The 18,160-nt window shown below is 58.3% G+C and carries 15 protein-coding genes and 4 pseudogenes; 10 read left to right on the forward strand and 9 right to left on the reverse strand.

From position 1 onward, the window contains the following. The first annotated feature begins 203 nt into the window (after positions 1–203). Genes traC through FB009_RS32670 form a run of 4 tightly spaced genes read left to right on the forward strand, consistent with a single transcriptional unit; the run spans position 204 to position 2,763 of the window. Complete coding sequence (gene traC, locus FB009_RS07500; protein WP_011970271.1) at positions 204–500, forward strand: conjugal transfer protein TraC; 297 nt, start codon at positions 204–206, stop codon at positions 498–500. 4 nt (positions 501–504) lie between these two features. After that, positions 505–720 (forward strand): type IV conjugative transfer system coupling protein TraD, encoded by a 216-nt coding sequence (gene traD / locus FB009_RS07505; RefSeq protein WP_011970272.1) that lies wholly within the window; start codon positions 505–507, stop codon positions 718–720. Beyond that, positions 707–2,626 (forward strand): Ti-type conjugative transfer system protein TraG, encoded by a 1,920-nt coding sequence (gene traG / locus FB009_RS07510; RefSeq protein WP_102045173.1) that lies wholly within the window; start codon positions 707–709, stop codon positions 2,624–2,626. The genes traD and traG overlap by 14 nt, the downstream gene beginning before the upstream one ends. Further along, on the forward strand, positions 2,623–2,763 hold the full coding sequence (locus tag FB009_RS32670) for a hypothetical protein (protein WP_153321210.1): 141 nt from the start codon (positions 2,623–2,625) through the stop codon (positions 2,761–2,763). The genes traG and FB009_RS32670 overlap by 4 nt, the downstream gene beginning before the upstream one ends. 251 nt (positions 2,764–3,014) lie before the next feature. Here the strand turns inward: FB009_RS32670 and FB009_RS07515 are convergent, their stop codons facing one another. After that, a complete protein-coding gene (locus tag FB009_RS07515; protein ID WP_011970274.1) occupies positions 3,015–3,926 on the reverse strand; it encodes a DUF6929 family protein in 912 nt (303 codons plus the stop codon). Between the two features lie 249 nt (positions 3,927–4,175). Here FB009_RS07515 and FB009_RS33895 point away from each other — a divergent pair, with 249 nt between their 5' ends. Beyond that, positions 4,176–4,517 (forward strand): WGR domain-containing protein, encoded by a 342-nt coding sequence (locus FB009_RS33895; protein WP_234705532.1) that lies wholly within the window; start codon positions 4,176–4,178, stop codon positions 4,515–4,517. 286 nt (positions 4,518–4,803) lie between these two features. On the opposite strand, the gene FB009_RS07525 is transcribed toward FB009_RS33895, so the two are convergent. After that, positions 4,804–5,115, reverse strand: a complete 312-nt coding sequence (locus FB009_RS07525) for a DUF736 domain-containing protein (RefSeq protein ID WP_011970276.1) — start codon at positions 5,113–5,115, stop codon at positions 4,804–4,806. A gap of 451 nt (positions 5,116–5,566) precedes the next feature. On the opposite strand from FB009_RS07525, the pseudogene FB009_RS07530 reads away from it, so the two are divergent. Both FB009_RS07530 and FB009_RS07535 read left to right on the forward strand, forming a co-directional pair. After that, positions 5,567–6,055 (forward strand): annotated as a pseudogene (locus FB009_RS07530) (GSU2403 family nucleotidyltransferase fold protein); the annotation flags it as partial. Between the two features lie 245 nt (positions 6,056–6,300). Further along, the gene (locus FB009_RS07535) at positions 6,301–6,525 is read left to right on the forward strand and encodes a helix-turn-helix domain-containing protein (RefSeq protein WP_011970277.1); all 225 of its coding nucleotides are present in this window, start codon (positions 6,301–6,303) and stop codon (positions 6,523–6,525) included. Between the two features lie 81 nt (positions 6,526–6,606). Here the strand turns inward: FB009_RS07535 and FB009_RS07540 are convergent. From FB009_RS07540 to FB009_RS07550, 3 genes and pseudogenes are all read right to left on the reverse strand, one after another. Then, positions 6,607–6,945 (reverse strand): annotated as a pseudogene (locus FB009_RS07540) (zincin-like metallopeptidase domain-containing protein); the annotation flags it as partial. 161 nt (positions 6,946–7,106) lie between these two features. Then, positions 7,107–8,840: a SulP family inorganic anion transporter gene (locus FB009_RS07545; RefSeq protein WP_011970278.1), complete on the reverse strand. Its 1,734-nt coding sequence runs from the start codon at positions 8,838–8,840 to the stop codon at positions 7,107–7,109. Between the two features lie 72 nt (positions 8,841–8,912). Then, complete coding sequence (locus FB009_RS07550; RefSeq protein WP_011970279.1) at positions 8,913–9,173, reverse strand: helix-turn-helix domain-containing protein; 261 nt, start codon at positions 9,171–9,173, stop codon at positions 8,913–8,915. 455 nt (positions 9,174–9,628) lie between these two features. Here FB009_RS07550 and FB009_RS07555 point away from each other — a divergent pair, with 455 nt between their 5' ends. From FB009_RS07555 to FB009_RS07565, 3 genes are read left to right on the forward strand one after another with little or no spacing between them, the layout of a single operon-like run. After that, a complete protein-coding gene (locus FB009_RS07555) occupies positions 9,629–10,651 on the forward strand; it encodes a site-specific integrase (protein WP_234820825.1) in 1,023 nt (340 codons plus the stop codon). After that, positions 10,648–11,586 carry a tyrosine-type recombinase/integrase gene (locus tag FB009_RS07560; protein WP_011970281.1) on the forward strand — a complete coding sequence of 313 codons (939 nt, stop codon included), beginning with the start codon at positions 10,648–10,650 and terminating at the stop codon, positions 11,584–11,586. Before FB009_RS07555 ends, FB009_RS07560 begins: the two co-directional genes overlap by 4 nt. After that, positions 11,583–12,575, forward strand: a complete 993-nt coding sequence (locus tag FB009_RS07565; protein ID WP_127658666.1) for a tyrosine-type recombinase/integrase — start codon at positions 11,583–11,585, stop codon at positions 12,573–12,575. The genes FB009_RS07560 and FB009_RS07565 overlap by 4 nt, the downstream gene beginning before the upstream one ends. Here FB009_RS07565 and FB009_RS07570 read toward each other — a convergent pair. The 4 genes and pseudogenes from FB009_RS07570 to pepT form a co-directional block, all read right to left on the reverse strand. Further along, positions 12,478–12,897: pseudogene (locus FB009_RS07570) on the reverse strand (zincin-like metallopeptidase domain-containing protein); the annotation flags it as partial. The gene FB009_RS07565 and the pseudogene FB009_RS07570 sit on opposite strands and share 98 nt — an antisense overlap. A gap of 20 nt (positions 12,898–12,917) precedes the next feature. Beyond that, on the reverse strand, positions 12,918–14,576 hold the full coding sequence (locus tag FB009_RS07575; protein ID WP_201271905.1) for a reverse transcriptase/maturase family protein: 1,659 nt from the start codon (positions 14,574–14,576) through the stop codon (positions 12,918–12,920). Between the two features lie 873 nt (positions 14,577–15,449). Next, positions 15,450–15,812: pseudogene (locus tag FB009_RS07580) on the reverse strand (ArdC-like ssDNA-binding domain-containing protein); the annotation flags it as partial. Between the two features lie 1,031 nt (positions 15,813–16,843). After that, on the reverse strand, positions 16,844–18,088 hold the full coding sequence (pepT, locus tag FB009_RS07590; protein ID WP_102046477.1) for a peptidase T: 1,245 nt from the start codon (positions 18,086–18,088) through the stop codon (positions 16,844–16,846). Positions 18,089–18,160 lie beyond the last annotated feature (72 nt).

Consider the following 18,160-nt stretch of genomic DNA (forward strand, 5'->3'; position numbering starts at 1 on the left):
AGGCGCCGCCACGGCTGAGAGCAAGAACGTCGCCCTGGCGACGTATAATTGCGCCCTTGGATACCGCTCCTTCGGAACGGCCGGGATGATCCACCAAACCATCGCAGTTGGCGATTGTCGGATTTACAGTAGTGCCTTGCGCCCTCTGATCCGAAAAATGGCTTGCAGAAAGACAAGCTATGTCAGCCAGGGAGACAGACGGAATGAAGAAACCCTCCTCGAAAATTCGCGAAGAGATCGGCAAGCTCCAGGAGCAGTTGAAACAGGCGGAAACCCGCGAAGCCGAGCGCATCGGCCGCATTGCGCTGAAGGCAGGACTGGGCGAAATCGAGATCGACGAGACAGAGCTTCAGGATGCGTTTGAGCATCTCGCAAGACGCTTTCGGGGAGAGCTTGCGGCTTCGATCGGAGGCAGGAAGCGGGTTGAAGACGGCATACCCAGCACGGCAACAGCGACGGTCGCGTCTGGCGCGGCTCAGGGCGGCCATGGCGAGGTTTGATCGGATGGCGAGAGCGATGACATCTGATGCCCGCAAGAAGGACACGCGGGAGAAGATCGAGTTAGGCGGCCTGATCGTCAAGGCGGGTTTGCGATATGAGAAACGCGCGCTCTTGCTCGGGGCGTTGGTCGAACTCAGCCGCCGGCTGAAGTCCGACGAAGGTGAGCGGGCGCGGTTAATCGCGATCGGCGCGGAAGCTTTTGGCAATGATAGCGAATAGGATCGGCCTTGCAGTGGCTCCGGTCGTGCTTATGGCATTTCCTGTTATTGGAATGACCGGGTTTGAGCAATGGCTGTCAGCCTTAGGCAAGACGGATGCCGCAAGGCTGACCCTCGGCCAGGCCGGTATCGCCGTGCCTTACGTCAGCGCCGCAGCGATCGGCGTAATTTTTCTATTCGCAAGCGCCGGTTCCGCGAGCATCAGGTTCGCGGGGTGGGGCGCTCTAACCGGAAGCACGGCAACGGTTCTGGTCGCGGCGATACGCGAGACGACACGTCTTGCCGCATTGGCCGCAGAGGTGCCTGGGGGCAAGTCCGCGGCCTCCTACATCGATCCTGCAACGATGATCGGTGCGGCGGCGGTGCTGATGGCGGGTTGTTTCGCGCTTCGCGTCGCAATGATCGGCAATGCAGCCTTCGCACCCGCCGAACCGAAACGGGTCCGTGGAAAACGCGCGCTGCATGGGCAGGCCGACTGGATGAGAATGCACGAGGCGTCAAAGCTCTTTCCCGCTACGGGCGGTGTCATCATTGGCGAGCGTTACCGAGTCGATAAGGACAGCACGGCAGCGCAGCCGTTTCGAGCTGATGATCCGGAGACCTGGGGCACCGGCGGCAAGTCTCCGCTCCTGTGCTTCGATGGATCGTTCGGATCCTCGCATGGAATCGTGTTCGCCGGATCTGGCGGCTTCAAGACAACGTCGGTGACAGTCCCAACTGCGCTCAAATGGGGTGGGGCGCTCGTCGTCCTCGACCCCTCGAGCGAAGTGGCGCCGATGGTCTGTAAGCACCGCAGAGATGCAGGTCGTTTTATCCGTATCCTCGACCCCAAGGTACCGGAGACAGGCTTCAACGCACTCGACTGGCTTGGTCGCTACGGCGGGACGAAAGAGGAAGATATCTCTTCCGTCGCGTCGTGGATCATGAGTGACAGCGGCGGCATGCGCGCCATGCGTGACGACTTCTTCCGTGCATCGGCTTTGCAACTATTGACGGCGTTGATTGCCGACGTCTGCCTGTCCGGCCATACGGACAGGGAGAACCAGACATTGCGGCAGGTTCGAGCCAATCTCTCGGAGCCGGAGCCAAAACTGCGAGAGCGGCTGCAGTCAATCTACGACAATTCGGGCTCTGATTTCGTAAGGGAGAACGTCGCCGCATTCGTCAATATGACGCCGGAAACCTTCTCGGGGGTTTATGCAAATGCCGTGAAGGAGACCCACTGGCTGTCCTACCCAAATTATGCCGCACTCGTTTCGGGGTCCACCTTCACGACCGACGCAGTCGCAGCCGGCGAGACGGATGTGTTCATCAATATCGGCCTGAAGACGTTGGAGACGCATTCCGGCCTTGCGCGCGTCATCATCGGCTCGTTCCTTAACGCTCTTTACAATCGCGATGGCGCGGCACAGGGCAGGGCACTTTTCCTCCTCGATGAGGTCGCGCGTTTAGGCTACATGCGCATTCTCGAAACCGCGCGTGATGCCGGCCGCAAATACGGCATCACCCTCACGATGATTTACCAGTCGATCGGCCAAATGCGCGAGACCTACGGTGGCCGTGATGCGGCGAGCAAATGGTTCGAGAGCGCGAGCTGGATCTCTTTCGCTGCCATTAACGATCCGGAGACTGCTGAGTACATCTCGAAGCGCTGCGGCATGACGACCGTCGAGATTGACCAGATCAGTCGCAGTTCCCAGTCGAACGGATCGTCGCGGACCCGTTCAAAGCAGCTTGCTGCAAGACCACTGATTCAGGCGCATGAGGTGCTGCGAATGCGCGCCGACGAGCAGATCGTATTCACCGTCGGGAATGCGCCGCTTCGATGCGGCCGCGCCATCTGGTTCCGACGCGACGACATGAAGGCATGCGTGGGAACGAATCGCTTTCAAGGACCCCTTGGATGATCAAGCTGGTAACGTATCCTTCTTCTGCTGCGGGCGATTTCGGTCGTGTGACGGCGTTGGCGATGGACAATCTCCGCCTCTTTGAAGGCATCCCATATTGCCGCGCACGTTCGCCGGACCCTTGGCTGGACTCGTGAGGTGAAACGGCCGTGAGAGGTGGGGCGCTAAAGACCGATCATAAACAATTTGGTCTCGGTACTTTCCGCCGAATTCCTCGACCCTGCTCACGGGGCAGAGCGCTGGTTGCGCCCGCCTCGTAAAAGTTTTTTGGCAGAGTGGCGATGCTGAGGATGCGTAATCAGGTGGTTCTAGCTTGACCACCTGCATTGATGAAGTTGCCGAGTCAGGACCAGAGGCGGCAACACCCGACGTCAATGGTGGGAGCATCCTATCGGGAAATGCACGCCGAAAATAGCGTTGCCGGGACTTCGCGGCTGTCGGCATCGGTCACGAGCAGAAGCTCCAGGACCTCACCTTGGAGCCGCGCGTGAATGCCCTCTACCTTGTGTGTCCCTTCGATCCGGTCAAAAGAAAGGAGACGACCACGGTCATCGATGATACCGATGCCAGCGCCGACACAGGGGCCGTCATGAAATGCATCCTCTGTGTCCTCCGCCACCGCGCTGAAGACCATGTCTCCATTGGATAATGCCGCGGCATCCGTGAACCCGAACGGAGTTCCTCGGATGGTACCGAGATCGAACCGCTCGATCGCAATCGGCGTCATGGAATTGGCTCGCTCGCTATCAAGACCGTCCAAAACCGCCGAAAGCGAGTAACGAATGACGGCATTGTCGATATGCCGCTTGTTGCCACGCTGAAACAACCGCAGCTCCTGTCCAGCCACGACCGCACCTTCAATATTGACCTGAGGAAATTCCGCCGCGAGCGGATCAAGAATGAATGAGAGGTCGACAATTCTTGGAGCGGTGCATACGGTGCCGCACGCGTCGAGCCCGAGCAAGACACCCCTTTTTCGATTGGACCTTGATCCTGAACCAATGGCGAGGAGAGCGCCAAAAGAAAGATCACTGTAAGGGGGAATGAGGGTAAGTGCTTCCAGGTCGGGCTTCTGTTCCTTCCGCTCGTCATGCGACTGGGGCAAGACGCCGTCAAACAAGCGGATCAATCCACCTGGTCCGGAACTACGAACGGGAAAGACACCAAGGTGCAGGTCGTCATCCGTAATCACATACATTGCCGCTTCGTGGCAAACGAGCCCGCTAGCGGCGCTTAAGTGTACGGGGCGAGGGGAGTCCGCCTCTACGTCGAGATCGCGTATCTTCTCGAGCTTGATCATGGAAAGCTGATGCGTCCTCTTAAATACCGGTCGATGGTGAGCGTTCTTCGACGAAGCTTGGCAGTGCGCCAGCGTACCTCGTGCTCGTGCAATTCTTCAAAAGTATGAATCGATCCATGCTGATTGATTCATAAGTGTCGTGGACGTAACCGCCGGGATCAACGATTCTCATCGCATGATGTCAAACCGATTACCTCAATTGAACGCCTAGATGCTACCAAGAATATTGCACGCTACTATGCATTTCGCTTGAACCAAACCTGTTCGGCGACTCTTGCGGAATTGGGCAGGATTGGAGCGAAGGGACAGATGATGGTTCATCACTTCGGCCGAGAGGAGGAAGCGGTTCGATTGTTTCTGGATCCCCGCCGAAAGAAGCGGCGGCCCGGCTTTCGTCCTCCGACCATGAAATTGGATTGGGGGAGAACCTGCAAGTCCCCTCCCACACCCCCGTATGTACACTTTCGTTCCAGGCGTCCTAAGAGGTGGCCTGCCCTGCCCTCTTGGAAGAAGGGTTCGCGCTCGATCCTGCCCTTCTGTTCGGCCATGGTGATAATCAGCTCGGCCGGGGCCAGTTCAAACCAGACTTGATCTCGCCCGATCAGCCCCGCAGCCGTGGCACTCGGTAGCTTGATGCGAGACTCGTGAGGAGGCAGGTTCATGCATCGTCTACGGGACCGCCGGCGGGCTGGGAGCCGAGTGGGCCAGCATCTTGGGAGGAACCACTCGCACTTGAGGCGGGCCATCGCCAATGCGACGGCCCGGTCTGAGAACGCGCTTTGCTTCGCTGCGCATCTAAAAGAGCCGAAAACCGGCCGGATGCCTTTACCTTCTTAGAAGGAGGATAGGCCCCGCCTTGCGGCGGAGCCTGTTCTCCTCAATCCCGGTTCGGGCGGGACCAGATGAGTTGGAGGCCTTCTTCTCCATCGACTTCGGCGAGCGTCGCGTAGATCGGAGCCGGGAAGCTAGGGTCATCGAGCTTGACCGAGAGGTAGTCGCGATCGCTCTCGCTGGAGCGCTTCTGCCAGGCGGCGCCAAGTTCAACGGAACCTGCGTAGATGCGGAAGTGCGGGCCCTTGTCCGAAGGAGTTTCGACGCGAACGATGCGAGCCTTGACGTTGAGCGCGAGGGTGCGGATCGAGCCGGTGAAGCCGCTTTCGGTGGATGTGAAGGTGCCGATGGTTGCCATTGTCATGTTCCTTTCGCTGTTTCGGGCCACGCCCTTCGCGGCCTCGATGGCTGTCGAAGGACCGGGGACGATCGGACCGCACCCCGAAGGGGCCAGAACGAAGTGGAGGGCGGCGGCGAGCGGCTTTCTTTAATCGCGAGGAATGCGAACTAGTTCGCAGGGGAAGAAAGTTGCGGAACGCCGTTGCGGGAGAACGATCGAGGCTTGAGCCGTTCTCCGGTCAGACATGCCTCATCGAGCCCGCAGGAGGAGCGCCGGCAACAGTGAAGAGGATGAGCATGCCAATGGCGATGCCCGCCCTTCAATTGCATCGTGGGATACGGCTCTCAATGGCCGAACAGTTGCTGCTACTAACATCGAGGGCATAGTACGGCTGTGCCAACTTTGCCGAACGACGGGCCGAAAGCATCGGCGCCAATTTGGAGTGCCCCAACTAAGATGCCGCCGCGCACATCAAACGGACAGGGCAAAGCTCGTCGCGTTCGTGAACTCCAAGAACTACCCGTGTGGACTTCCTGACGAAGAATAAGGGATCGGATGAACATACGAGCAAACCGTCGCCCTTGCCTGCACTCGGTGGTGCGTCGGCGGAAAACCTGCAATTCGTCGATTACCTGATCTACGAGCCTGTGAGAACTGTCCTGCTGCACAGGGAAGGCGTGAGCGTGCTTGTCCCCGCGCCCGAACGGTATGCCGTTCACAAACTTATTGTCGCCAGCAGGAGGCTCGCAGACGCGCTCGGACGGGCGAAGACCCGGCAAGGCGAGATTTTGACTAACGTATACGAGGAGGCATGGGAGAGGGGTCATCGTGGCAGGAGGCCATCCGACAAGGGATTGCGATGTTGCCTAAAGCGGGAACTGCCATGATCGTCAACAGGCTTCCGAACCCATACGCCCCTGACGGCCCCCTCGCCAGCGTCGTTGGCAGGCGCCGATGATCCTCCTGAAAATAGGGGAGCTGTCGTAAAGGGTACGCGGTAACGTGAGGCGGACCGGACGCGGAGGACGGCGAGCCGCTGCGCCTATCGGCGCGCTTCTCAGACCGAAGGCCGTTGCGGGATGACGGTGGCCACATGTCGGCATGACCGCAACAGTTCAAAGAGAGGTTTCGAGAACGCGCTGCAACGTCATCTGCAGAACATACTCTGTAGAGGAATGCTCTGCGATCAGCGCTCATCCTTTTATGAATATTCGGGACATTTTCGCGCTCAACCTGCGCACGTTGCGACACGCCCGAGGCTATTCGCAAGAAGAATTGGCGGACCGCGCCAACATTCATCGAACCTATGTCAGCGCACTGGAGCGATGCCAATACAGCGCAACCATCGATATGGTTGCCAGTCTGGCAAAGGTTCTCGGCGTCGACGCCGCCGCCCTTCTGAGATCTAGCCGCGATGGTACCGATTAGAGTTCGTTCGACACCGTAAATCGAAACACAGCCTGCGCAGGCTGGGGAGAACGGCCGACAAATTGCCGGCCATTTGGCGGATCAAACCTGGTTCAAAAAGGCCGAACCCGCCTGATCCATTTGAGGGCCGGACGGGACATGTAAACGATCATTCTTCGACAATTGAAGGCCGTGAAGGTAATCGGCCGCGGATTGCGCCTTGGCGGCCGCTGTGATGATCGCGCGCTTGTCGTTCTTCAAAACGGCCAACCAGCTCGCCACATACGCTGCGGTATTGTCACGCGGATCATGGTCCACTCCGAGATCAGCGCAAAGAAATGATGCCGCAAGCTCGGCGACCAGTTCGTCGGCTGCGTAGGATGCGCTGCCGAATCTTCCGGTGAGATCGCGGTCGAGTCGGTGCTTTGCACCCGTCCAATGGCCATTATGCCGATATCGGCATAAGTCGCATTATGCCGTACGCCGGATTATGCCGCATGGCCAAGTTTGGCGGCTGTTGTGCCTGCTTCTGGCCATGTGGCAGTTCGGCATAATCAGAGCTTTTCGAGGAAGGCGAGCAGTTCGTAGAGAGGGGGTTCTGATCATGCTGCTTGTGTTGGTCCTGCCCTCAAGGTTGTACGCGCGCGTTGCAAAGCTGATATGGCAGCTTCGACTGTGGCCGCGTAACGTACCAGTGGCCTCTTTATTTCATGCTTCAGCAAGACACGCCGGATATCGCGAGTGGTTCCGGTGAGCCACAGGGTCACACCATGCTTGTGAGCCTTGTGCGCTAGGCCCTCGATCATGTTGGCGCCGGTCGAGTCCAGAAACGGCACCGCGGAGAAATCGACGACCAGTGCCTTTTGGTTGTCCTGAATGCGGTCGAGAACAGAGCCGATTGATGCTGTCGCGCCGAAGAAGAGAGCACCGGTTATCCGGTAGACGACAACATCGGGGTTCGCAGCAGCAGATTCATTGTAGGCTTTGCGTGGATGGGCGTCATCGGCTTCGTCGCGCGCCACGAACGGTACATGGGTGGTGACTGCGGTTGTTCGGCTCATACGGTGAATAAAGAGCACTGAGCCAAGAGCGAACCCAACGACAATCGCCTCACTCAAATCCCGGAATACTGTCAGGAAGAATGTCGCCCCCAATACGGTTGCTTCGCCCCAACCCGAGCGCAGCAAGATCGCGATTGCAGGCTTTTCGATCATGTTCCAGGCAACGACTGCCAGCACGCCCGCCAGAGCTGCTAATGGGATATATGCAGCGAGCGGTGCCGCGATCACCATGAAAATAAGAAGAAATGCTGAATGCAACATTCCGGCGACTGGCCCGTGCGCTCCAGCGCGTATGTTGGTAGCGGTACGGGCAATGGTGCCCGTCACACAGAAGCCGCCGAACAGCGAGGCACCGATATTTGCCGCACCCTGAGCAACAAGCTCGCAGTTGGAACGGTGTCGTCGACCAGTCATGCCATCCGCAACTACGGCTGATAGCAGCGATTCTATGGACCCTAGCAAGGTGAAGGACAGTGCGGCTGGCAGAACCGCTACAATCCTGTCCATCGAGAGATCAGGCAGTTGCGGGAAAGGCAGTGCAGAGGGGATTCCGCCAAACTTGGTTCCAATCGTCTCGACAGGCAGGGCAAGCAATGCTGTTGCGGTTGAGCTCAGGGCAACAGCGATCAGCATCCCCGGCCAGCGCGGTCGCCAGCGGCGTAATCCGAGAATGACCGCAATGGTAGTGATAGAGATCCCGACCGCGCCAGACGCAACGCTGTCCTTTGCTCCCCACAGCACTGGGAGCTTCTGAAGGAGCTCTCCTGGTTCATGGTCCAAAGTCAGACCGAAAAGGTCCTTGATCTGGCTGGCAAAGATGATCACGGCAATCCCTGCCGTAAAGCCCACCGTTACCGGGAAGGGAATGAACTTTATGAATGTTCCGAACCGCAGGAGGCCAACTGCGGTGAGCATCAAACCTGAAAGGAAGGTTGCCAGGATTAAGCCATCCATGCCGTGTTGAGCGACTGTTGCGGCGACCAACACGATAAAGGCCCCGGCCGGGCCGCCTATCTGAAATCGCGATCCTCCGAACAATGAGACGAAGAACCCACCGACGATTGCCGAATATAGCCCCTGCGCGGGCGTTGCGCCCGAGGCAATGGCGATGGCCATCGACAGTGGCAACGCTACGATGGCGACGGTAAGTCCCGCTATTGCATCGGCGCGCAAGTGGGGCAATCCGTAGCCTTCGCGCAGGATTGTAAGAAATTTTGGAGTGTAGAGTTCAGCAAAGCCCGGCGCTTCGCTCTGTCTGTCTGTCGATACTTTCACTTGTTGCCGCACCTTGAGTAGGAAGCGGCGGGATCGTCGGCTTATCGTCGGCGGTCGCCGTCGCGGATTGATTCAGGATGTCGTGGATGAGGACTTCAATCGAACGCCGCGACCTCCCGCCGGACTGGCAGCCCCCTCACCGATCAGTTCGATGCCCGCGAGTTCAAGTGCCGTGATTACCCTGGTCAAGCTCTCTACCACGCCCCGAACATTGCCACTGCTCGATTCCATCCGTTGGATCGTCGGAATGGAAAGTCCGGACAGCTCGGCCAGGGTCTTTTGGTCGATGCCGAGAAGCGCACGTGCGGCACGCATTTGGGCGGCGGTAATCATCGATCTATCCTACGCGTGATAAATCCATATTTGAAATAGCAATAATGATCTGTCAAACATCAACTTCCTCAACATCGAAATTCTCGACAGGCACCAAAAGCTATCGCGCACTGCGCGCGCCCATTGAAGTGTAAGGTTCGATGACCAAATAGGTGGTCTTTGGCTAGTTTGTACGGTCACCAAGGCGGGAGCCGACCAGTAGTTACATAGAGACGGAAACAATGAAGCTTCGTGCTCCGACAACAAGGAGCACTGAAATGAGAATATTCGACAAAGCCACCTGCCTTGACCCGTACTTAGCGTCATTCGAGCAAAGTTTTTCCGCGAGGAAATATAAGCCCGCGACGCTGGAGAATTATCGCTATCACCTCCGGTGCTTTGGCCGATTGCTGGATGTGGAAGGCATCGCGCCTTCGGCACTGACGGCAGATATTGCCGTCGAATTAGGACGGCGATTGCCAACGACACCCAAAGCCCAGATCAAGGTTGCCAATCTTGCCGGGCTGTTCGTCGAGCATCTGATTGAAATAGGCGTGGCGACACGCCCGTCGCTCACTGCTGCTCAAGCCGAACGCCAAGAGCTCCTGGGCGACCTCGAAACCTACCTCGAGCGGCAACGCGGCCTCAGCCCACGGTCCGTCAAACATGTGCTGGGATTCGCGGCTCGCTTCCTCGCTCACCGCTTCGGGGACCAGATGCTCGATCTCGCGATCTTGAACGCTCGCGATGTCGTGGCGTTCATGGAGCATGTTATCGGACGCAAGACGCCCTACCGAGACAAGACGTTATCCTCGCACTTGCGCAGCTTCTTCCAGTATCTGTTCGCTCAGGGGCTCATCACCACGAACCTCTCACTCTGCGTACCTAGGGTACACAAGCCCTGGGGGGCGAGGCTTCCGCGATATCTGTCGCCCGATGAAGTGGAGGCTGTGCTGGCATCTGTCGCAACCAATCCGCGGCGAGGCGCCCGCGACTACGCCATGTTGCTGTTGATGGCGAGGCTCGGCATGCGCGCGCCCGAGGTCATGGCGGTCCAACTCGATGACATCGACTGGCGGGCCGGCGAGCTTCTGGTTCGCGGAAAGGGAAAACGTCATGACCGGCTGCCAATCCCGTCGGACGTCGGCGAAGCCATCAGCAGGTATTTGCGCGAGGAGCGGACTTCAACGACAACCCGCACGCTGTTCGTGAGCCATCGGGCGCCGAACCGTCCGTTCAAGGATAGCCAAATCATCAACTCGATTTTGCGGGAAGCGTTCGCGGCGACCGGAGTGAAGCCGCCGACACCCTATGTCGGATCGCATGTTCTGCGTCACAGCCTTGCGACAAATCTGGTTCGGTCCGGTGCTTCGCTGGAGGAGATCGGGGATCTGCTGCGGCATCGATCGCGTGCAACAACGATGATCTATGCGAAACTCGATACGGATGGATTGCGCTCCATCGCCCAGCCTTGGCCGATCGCGGAGGTAGCACGATGAGCCTCCTTGCCGAACAGGACCGCTACCTGAGCATCAGAAGACGGCTGGGCGCCGATCTGAGTACGGACGAACGCATTTTGCGTCGCTTCGCCGCCTTTGTCGACAACGATGGCGCGGAGTACATCGACACCAGATTGATCATGCGTTGGCTGGAGAGCCTCCCCTCCGCCAGTGCCGGAACACGGGGCGCTCGCTTCCGGGTGGCTCGTCAATTTGCCGCCTGGCTGCACGGGACGGATCCGCGGCACGAGGTGCCGCCCCAAGGGTTGGTGCCTGGTCATGTTCAACGGGTACATCCACACATTTACAGCGACGCCGAAATCATTGCGATTATCGAGCATGCCCGATCGTTGCCATCGGTTTACGGCATGCGCGGCTTGACCTGCTCGACGCTCTTCGGCCTGATCGCCGTGACGGGACTTCGGATCAATGAAGCCCTGCGTCTCGACCAGACCGATCTTGATATTGAAACCGGCGTCCTTCGTGTTCGCTTCGGAAAACTCGGCAAGGAACGACTATTGCCGCTGGATCCAACTGTAGCGCAAAAACTGGAAAGCTATGGGCGTGAGCGGGACCGGCTATTGGGGCGCAGATCGGAGGCCCTATTTGTCGCGTGTAAGGGCCATCGTCTCGGCGATTGCGGCGCACGCTACAACTTCGCGCTGGTCTGCCAGCAGATCGGTTTGAGGCCCAGGCAGGATTACAAGCGCCATGGACGCGGGCCGCGCATCCACGACCTTCGCCACACCTTCGCGGTTCGGACGATGCTAAACTGGTATCGATCCGGCCACGATGTGGGCCGCGAGATGATCAAACTCACGACCTGGCTCGGTCACGCGAGCCCGACCGATACCTATTGGTACCTGGAAGCGGTCCCGGAATTGCTGGAATTAGCTGCCGCTCGGATAACGAGCGCGGCGGAGGGGGAGCAATGAAGGCGACCAACTTCCCTGCGCTAATCCAGCGCTTCTTCACTGACCGGCTCTGCACACAAATGGAGGCAAGCCAGCACACCATCGCCGGCTACCGGGACACATTCCGGTTGTTGATCCGTTACGCTGGTTCACGGTGTGGGAAGCCGCCCACGAAGCTTACGATCGAAGATCTCGACGCCGATCTTGTCGCCGACTTCCTGAGCCACGTTGAAACGACGCGTGGTAACACGGCTCGAACTCGCAATGCGCGCCTTGCTGCGATCCGTTCATTCTTCCGATACGTCGCGATGACCGATCCGACCTGGCTTCTCCATTGCCAGCGCATTCTCTCGATGCCAAGCAAGCGATACGTGAAGCGTAGCGTGATGTTCCTCGACGCACAGGAGATAGCCGCGCTGCTGGTCGCGCCGGATCGAACAACGTGGGTGGGACGGCGTGATCACGCCCTGCTCTTGCTTGCGCTTCAGACCGGATTGCGGGCATCCGAGCTGATCAGTCTGCGCTGCAAGGACGTGGTCCTTGGCGCAGGCGCCCACATCCGTTGCGTCGGCAAGGGGCGAAAAGAACGCAGCACTCCACTTCGCCGCGATACGGCAAAACTGATCCAGGGCTGGATTGGGGAGCGACGTGACAGCGATAGTCCCCTGTTCCCCTCGATCCGGGGCGAGCGGCTCAGTCGTGATGCGCTTGAACATCTGGTGCGCAAGCACTGCCTCACGGCATCCCGAACGTGTCCAAGCCTCGCAAGCAAACGTGTTACGCCGCATACTTTGCGGCACAGCACGGCGATGGAACTGCTTCATCACGGAGTAGACCAATCCGTGATCGCGCTCTGGCTTGGGCATGAATCCGTGGAGACGACCCAGATCTATATCCACGCCGACATGCGGCTCAAGGAAAAGGCGCTCTCTCAGGTCGCCAGACCAGAAGCCCATCCTGGGCGGTATCGTCCCAACGACGAACTGCTTGTGTTCCTTGAATCGCTCTGATTATGCCGAACCGCCGCATGGCCGAATGGAGGCGCCGCCGCCTTGATAATCGGCCATGCGGCATAATCCGGCTTACGGCATAATGGCCAATTTCGTGGAGCAAGGTCGAATATAGATGGACCTGGCTGTCGAACCGGTGCCGGTCCGGCATCAGAATGTCGTCGCAGTTCGGCCGGTAGCATGCTTTGGTGCCGCCGTAGGTGACACTGGCGCCGGTGTTTTTGACGAATGTTTCAACGGTCTCAATGTGCGGGACCGGAGCCCTCGGTAACTCATCGGCCGGGCTGAAAAACCGGGCAGGCAGGTTCTCGATCTGCTCGAGTAGGGTAGGCTGGCGGCGCCTCAATGAGGACGCGGCTCAGCCCCCCTCCGAACCGGACTTGCACCTTTCAGCGCATCCGGCTCTCCACGACTACGTGTTCCGTCACGTCGTTGGTCAACTTGGCCACCAGCATGGACGGAGCGATGACAGGGCTGGCAAAGCACAATGCGCTTGCGTAATCGTGCCGCCGGCATGTACCGGGCAAGCCCTGCTTTCTCCATTTCCGCGATCTTTCTGACATGATGGATTTCACATGGAAGATCTGTTCGACCGCATCTGGCGCATTTCTGCGCATTGAGGCGTTCGACCATTTCTGTCCTGCTGAACACAAACTTTGATGATTGTGGGCGATCAATGTCGCCCCATTTTCGCGGTTCGCACTTCAGGTCCTTCAGTTGCCAGATTTTGATCTCTCGGGGTTCCTCTCCGACTTGGAAGCGAACGAAGAAGTCTTGCCCTCGGCGCATCTTGGAGAAGATTTCCCTCGCAGACGTTTTGTGCTTTGCCGCGATGGTTTTGACGCAGCTCATCAGGGCAAAGTACCCGCCCTTATTGAGTTTGCGTTTCACATCATCGGCAAGCGCATAGTAATTTGCGAAGCCTCTCCATTCAGCGTTGTAGGCCATGACAATTTCGACGTCACTCGCCAAAGTCAAAGCAGGACGGTGGCGAGGACGAAAGGCATCGTAATCGCCCCATCCTTTGCCATTGACAAACCGGACCACCTTTTCCCTTGGGACATTCAGCTTCAAACGATCTGCCAACCCTCGCCGCAGTGCGGGACGACCATAAAAGGTCGCCTTGTGCGGATTGCGGTTGGTCGATGTCCTGACATCGTATCCAAGGAAACGCGCTCCGTCCGAAGCCTTGCGGATGCCGCTTTTCTCATCCGACACGCTTAGTTTCAGGTTTTTGGAGAGGAATGTCCTCACCTCCTCCATGATCTGCCGCGCGTCATCTTTGCTACCAATTATGCCGATCAAGAAGTCATCGGCATAACGGCAGTAGCGGAGCCGCTTGTATTTCGGATCGAATGCGTCGGTGGCGGGCACGGTCAACCGTTCCGCCTTCAGCCGACTGATCTCCTCCAGTTTGGATTTGATCTCTGCATCATCCTCGCCTCGATCAAGACGAAGCTGATCCACTTGCTTACGAAGCCGCGTCAGACGATTCATGATCCGTCGGCCTTCGACCGATGGAACACGTTTATCGCCCCTATGGTAGGCTGTAATCTTTGTTTCCATGTACTCGTCGAGTTCATGGAGGTAGATGTTTGCCAGTATAGGGGAGACGATACCGCCCTGTGGGGTGCCGCTGTAGGTTCGGTGATAAACCCAATCCTCCAGATAACCAGCTTTCAACATTCCACGGATCAAGCCGATAAAACGGCTGTCGTGGATACGTTTTTCAAGCAAGCCAATGAGGATGTCGTGATCAATGTTGTCGAAGTATCCGACCACATCGACATCGACCAGCCATTTCACCCCTGTCCAAACTGCTCGGATGTTTTCCAGCGCAGTATGACAGGATCGATTCGGTCTAAACCCATGAGAGTGCTGCGAGAACAGCGGCTCATAGATTTGCTCCAGAAGAATTCGAACGACCTCCTGGACCAAGCGGTCTTCCGTCGTCGGCACGCCAAGCGGCCTTTTCTTGCCGTTGGCTTTGGGAATGTACACCCGACGTACTGGTTGCGGACGATAGGTCCCATTCGCCAGCCGTTCGATGATCGAACGTATCTTTTCTGACGTGGGGTCTGTCCGTCAACTCCCGGTGTCATCGCACCCTTGTTCTGTGCGATTTTATGGTAGGCTCGCTCCCAAAGGAGCGGAGCCTTCATAAGGCGGTAGAGCCCATTGACCCGCCGACCCGACCTAACAATGATCGGGAGCGATCCAACAGCCCTTTTGATAGTATCTGGCAGCATTAGCACACCTCTTCGTAAGGTTTTGGATCGTAGTCGCTGCCGTCCTTCCCCTGATCCGCAGAATTTTCGCTCAAGTTGCCCTGAGCTTATATTCTCGACCATCCGATGATTTCGGCTGTCCCGGTCATTACTCCGGGCATTTGAGTACTATGACGGCTCCGTACCCATACAGGTCATCGGCAGAACCGATGCCTGCTTAGGGCATCCCGTAATTACGAAAGCGGGAGATACGATGTGGTTAGGTGCCCCGTTCGTTCACTTACCCCTCCGATGGAGGATGCGCCGAATGGGCTGGCTTTCCCGATATCGGGGTTGGAGGACCTCAACATCCTGTCCTCTGTCCATTCGGTGTGCCGTGTCAGTCGTTCTACGACACCGCTCCGGTTGTAGGCCGCTGCAAACTAGGGTTCAGGCAATACAGCTTTCACCATACACATCTTGCCCTGACCCGCCGCATCGCAAACGACTTTGATGCTTTGGGCCTTTTCCGAACATGCTATTGTTCCCCGCTCCTTTCGGAGTCACAATCGTTGCCGATCGAGGTGAGTTCGGCAGGCATGAGCTATTCCAGCAAGCTCATTCACTCATCGTGACACTCCCTATGCTTTCGCCGTTACGGCGCACCATTGAAGACGGTGTATCCTTTGAGATAAGGGATTGAACAATCCTCGTCGTCTTCGCGCTCCTTCGGCGTGAAGGTTCCGTACTTGACGACGAGCGTTCCTTTCTCACCCTTTCGGACTTTCGCGCCGAGATCCTGGGCCTGCCGATAGGTCATCCAGGTGTTTTCCTCGTAGCCGAAAATCTGGCTGGAGATCCACAGCATCAGGACGTTGATGCCCCGATAGGCTTCGCCGGTGGCGCGGCGCGGGGTGAGTGAGCAGCGGATGTCGTTGCGCCAGGGACGGATCCACGGTTTTGTGCCGGCTTCAAGCTGCTTTACGATGGTATCAGTGATGCGTTGGTAAGTGTCGTTGATGCTCTGCATGAGCGTCTCCATTCCGTTGGTTGACGGCAAAAAACGGAGATAGCCGAAGCGAACCCATGCACCCGTAGGGCCGAAACGACAGAGGAGGACCGCGCAAGCGGTTGCATCGGGGAGGGGCTATCGTAGCTTGTCCGTCACATCAGCCAACGGAACGGAGACAGCGCCGGAGCATTGGGAACACCAGCCGCGCGAAGAGAACGTAAGCAGCTGGCAGCGTTTGAAGGGGATCAAGCGAGACCCGTCCTAATCGCGCTCACGCGCGCTCATGCTCACACCACGACGCGCCTTTCCGGCCGCACGATTAAGCCCGGTGATAGACTCTTGTTGTGTGCCCGTTCAGGCTGCGTTTGCTCCTCGGAGCCTCCAGCTCGCATCGCCTGCGGCACAACTCAGATCGGAGTGAGTGAGATCTCCGCATCGTCGTCCGGCAAGCGTTCAGGCAATCGGCGCGATTGACAGCAAGGGTTGGCTCGATCGTCAGGATATTCGTGGTAAGATCGTGATGACCGAGAACCTAGCGATTTCCGCCAGGACGTGCCGTGCGGATATTGTGTTCAAACGCGTCTCGCCGTTCCAGATCGGCAAAGAGCGGCGCGAAGCGCCTCACTGCAGTTCGGATTGGTTGCGTCCTCCACAACATGCTTGATGGACGGACGGGGCGTGAGTGGTCTCGATCGAAGGCTCTATCATGCGCGGCTTGCTGAGGACGGTGGCTCGATGCCGAGGCCATAGTGGTGGCCTAGCTCCGCAACGAACGCTTGCTCCGAGCGGCTCTTGCTTTCCCAAAGGATGCGCGTGCCTGGGTAAGGTGATGGGCCGGCTGTCACGCTCTGCGAATTGTTCGTAGGTGGCACCGCGAAGAACGGGTTGCAGTTTTTGAAGACGTGGATCAGCCCCGAAGAATGGTCGCCGCGTCGATCGTTAAACAAGATTCGCAGGCGTCCATCTGGGTCCCACAGAAGGATTATGGATTGGCATCCTGTGGCGCTTCTGGGCAATTCCATAACGAGCCGTCACGGGCGCGCGTTCTGTTAGCGGTCGGCCAACGCCTCGTCCTGGGCCGCCAGTTTGCAAAGCATGCCTGCAACCTCGAACGACTTTTCGAAAGCTGAGACCGGCAGGAATTCAAATCGGGAATGGAAGTTGTAGGCGCCGGTGAAGAAGTTTGGCGTCGGTATTCCCCGTGCCGAGAGGACGGCGCCATCGGTGCCGCCGCGCATCGGAATGCGCTTTCGTTCAATCCCGAGTGCGTCGAAAGCCTGGAACAACAGCGTTCCCGGGCGGCTGTCGTCGCGCAGGCGGCGGCCGATATTGTGGTAGGTGTCGGTCAACCGGCACTCGACGCGGCCGGAGGGATAGTGCGCGTTGACCAGCGCCGTTATGGCAAGGAGCTGCTGCTTGCGCCGTTCGAATTCTGCCGCATCGAAGTCGCGAATGAGCACGTTGAGTGTTGCCTTGCTGTCATGGGCAACAAGCTCTTTGAACCAGAAGAACCCTTGCCGATCCTGCGTGCATTCAGGTGTATCCTTGCGATCAAAGTGCGAGACGAAGTCCAGCGCCAACAAAAGGGGGTTCACGAGGGTGCCCTTTGCGGCCATCGGGTGTGCGCTGACGCCGGTAAAGACGATTTCAGCCGATGCGGCGTTGAAGGTCTCGAGCACGACTTCGCCGAGCTCGCAACAATCGATCGTGTAGGCGAAGTCACATGCAAAGCGCGCCAGATCGAGCGCCTTGGCGCCGCGCAGACCGATTTCCTCGTCCGGCACGAAGGCGACGAAGACGTCGCCATGGGCGCCTTGCCCATCGAGCCGGGCGAGAAGTGTCATGATGACCGCGATCGCCGCTTTGTTGTCCGCGCCGAGCACGCTGGTGCCGTCGCTGACGATGATGTCTTCCCCCGACCAGGCGAGGAGTTCCGGGTGTTCGGCGACGCGCAGCCAGATGTCCTCCTGAGGGTTGAGGCAAAGGTCCGTGCCTTCGAACCGGAGGATTTGCGGCCGGATAATGGCAGAGAGACCGACATCGACCGTATCGAGATGCGCGATGAACCCGATCTTTGGCGCGTTGGGCCTGGTGCCACGCTTCACGCCGGTCACAATCGCCTGCTCGTCGAGCACGACGTCCTCGACCCCGAGCATCCGCAACTCCTCGGCCAGCAAGGAGGCAAGCTCGAACTGGCCGGGGGAGGAGGGCAGGGACGCAGAGTGACCGTTACTCTGGCTCTCAATGGCCACGTACCGGAAAAACCGGCTGACCAGCTCGTCGCGCGTTCTCATTATTTTCCTCGTTTGCAACGGTTGCCGTGCTCGCCACACGGAGGTGGCCGCCGGTCCTCGGCCGTGGCCGGA

It is taken from the genome of Sinorhizobium medicae (genome assembly GCF_007827695.1).
Classification (GTDB): Bacteria; Pseudomonadota; Alphaproteobacteria; order Rhizobiales; family Rhizobiaceae; genus Sinorhizobium; species Sinorhizobium medicae.

Excerpts from the sequence above, each read along its gene's own strand:
- traG (WP_102045173.1), top strand. The coding sequence starts at position 707 with ATGATAGCGAATAGGATCGGCCTTGCAGTGGCTCCGGTCGTGCTTATG.
- traC (WP_011970271.1), top strand. The coding sequence starts at position 204 with ATGAAGAAACCCTCCTCGAAAATTCGCGAAGAGATCGGCAAGCTCCAG.
- FB009_RS32670 (WP_153321210.1), top strand. The coding sequence starts at position 2,623 with ATGATCAAGCTGGTAACGTATCCTTCTTCTGCTGCGGGCGATTTCGGT.
- pepT (WP_102046477.1), bottom strand. The coding sequence starts at position 18,088 with ATGAGAACGCGCGACGAGCTGGTCAGCCGGTTTTTCCGGTACGTGGCC.
- FB009_RS07565 (WP_127658666.1), top strand. The coding sequence starts at position 11,583 with ATGAAGGCGACCAACTTCCCTGCGCTAATCCAGCGCTTCTTCACTGAC.
- FB009_RS07560 (WP_011970281.1), top strand. The coding sequence starts at position 10,648 with ATGAGCCTCCTTGCCGAACAGGACCGCTACCTGAGCATCAGAAGACGG.
- traD (WP_011970272.1), top strand. The coding sequence starts at position 505 with ATGGCGAGAGCGATGACATCTGATGCCCGCAAGAAGGACACGCGGGAG.
- FB009_RS07525 (WP_011970276.1), bottom strand. The coding sequence starts at position 5,115 with ATGGCAACCATCGGCACCTTCACATCCACCGAAAGCGGCTTCACCGGC.
- FB009_RS07535 (WP_011970277.1), top strand. The coding sequence starts at position 6,301 with ATGAATATTCGGGACATTTTCGCGCTCAACCTGCGCACGTTGCGACAC.
- FB009_RS07550 (WP_011970279.1), bottom strand. The coding sequence starts at position 9,173 with ATGATTACCGCCGCCCAAATGCGTGCCGCACGTGCGCTTCTCGGCATC.
- FB009_RS07515 (WP_011970274.1), bottom strand. The coding sequence starts at position 3,926 with ATGATCAAGCTCGAGAAGATACGCGATCTCGACGTAGAGGCGGACTCC.